The following is a 1,262-nucleotide window of genomic DNA, read 5'->3' as shown; positions in this document are numbered from 1 at the left end:
ACACTTGGCAAATTGCCGCGTATTATCAAGGGTAAGCTTAACCAGCAGCGCCAGGGCGGTAGTAGTGTCGATGTCGGTTTTCTCCATTTATTAGGAGAGGCGGGGTATCAGTTTGATCGAAGCAAATTTAAAGGCCAGCTTCAATTTAAAAGCATTAACTATAATCAGCAGCGTGCTGAGTTAGTCTTAGAAATGCAGGCTCAAAGCTTTGATCAGTTAGAGAGTTTAAAAAATGCCATCGTTAGTGCTGGCCTAACGGCGAAGATCAGTTCCGCTGTTCAAGAAAAAGAATATTTTCGCGGCCGTATTAGTGTCGGCGGTGCTTAGTTTAGGTAGTTAAGAGAGATATTGAGATGTTAGAAGCTTTAAAACAGAACTCTGCGCTACTGAATATGCGCAAACAGTATGAGATGCTATCGGCACGTGACCGTTTGGCTCTTAAAGTGCTGCTTGTAGCTCTGAGCTTGGTTATTCTGATCTTTGGCTTAATGAAGCCAGCTTATGAATACAAAAAACAAGCCGAGGCAAAGCTTGAGCAAAATCAGCAATTGCTAGCCTTGGTAAACCAGAATAAAGCCGCACTGAGAAGTCTTGGTCAAAACAATCAAGGCAGTGCTTCCAAAAAAGCATTGAATAGCCAGCAGCTGGTTTCATCGGTTACTAATCTTGCAAAGCAACAGAAAGTGGCACTTAAGCGCTTCGAGCCAAGCGGCGACAATAAGCTAAAAGTTTGGGTGGATGACGCCTCTTTCGATAAGGTAATTTCTTGGTTAAGTCGCTTGAAAAGCTCATTAGGTGTGCGAGTCGAGCAGATTTCCATTGATAAAGATGATGCACCAGGGAAGATCAGCGCCAGAATGACATTGTCTTCATAAGTCTGTAGCGCGATATATTAGTCTAAGAACTAGGGGCACCTATGACAAGAATAACAGAAGAAACCAAAGCAAGAGTTGTTCGACTTGAACCTGGCGCTTTTACCGAAGCTAAAGCAATTCTATATAGAGCTTATAAACATGAGCCTACCTTTAAATACCTATTTGACGCTTCGCGCCCTGGTTATGATCAACGTATCAGGGCAACTATACGAGAGTTAATTAACTTACATTTTTCCAATCAGCAAGATGTGATCGGCCTGGCATTGGATAATCATTTGATTGCAGTTGCGCTAGTTGGCAGTCCGGATATCCGTTTGACACTAATTCGTCAGTGGAACTGGCGTTTGCGTATGATGCTTACAGCAGGAATGGACTGTACATGGCGTT

The 1,262-nt window shown here is 43.1% G+C and carries 1 protein-coding gene and 2 pseudogenes; all 3 read left to right on the top strand.

Features of this window, described 5'->3' with window-relative positions; translation table 11 throughout:
* Positions 1 to 327: pseudogene (locus A3756_RS28200) on the top strand (type II secretory pathway subunit pull); the annotation flags it as partial.
* A 26-nt stretch (positions 328 to 353) separates the two neighbouring features.
* Entirely contained in the window at positions 354 to 875 is a 522-nt protein-coding gene (gene gspM / locus A3756_RS22965) for a type II secretion system protein GspM (RefSeq protein ID WP_068511054.1), read from the top strand.
* 41 nt (positions 876 to 916) lie between these two features.
* Positions 917 to 1,262, top strand: a pseudogene (locus A3756_RS22960) (GNAT family N-acetyltransferase); the annotation flags it as partial.

The sequence above is a fragment of the Oleiphilus sp. HI0086 genome, from assembly GCF_001635225.1.
This window is presented reverse-complemented; position numbering and strand designations above follow the sequence as displayed.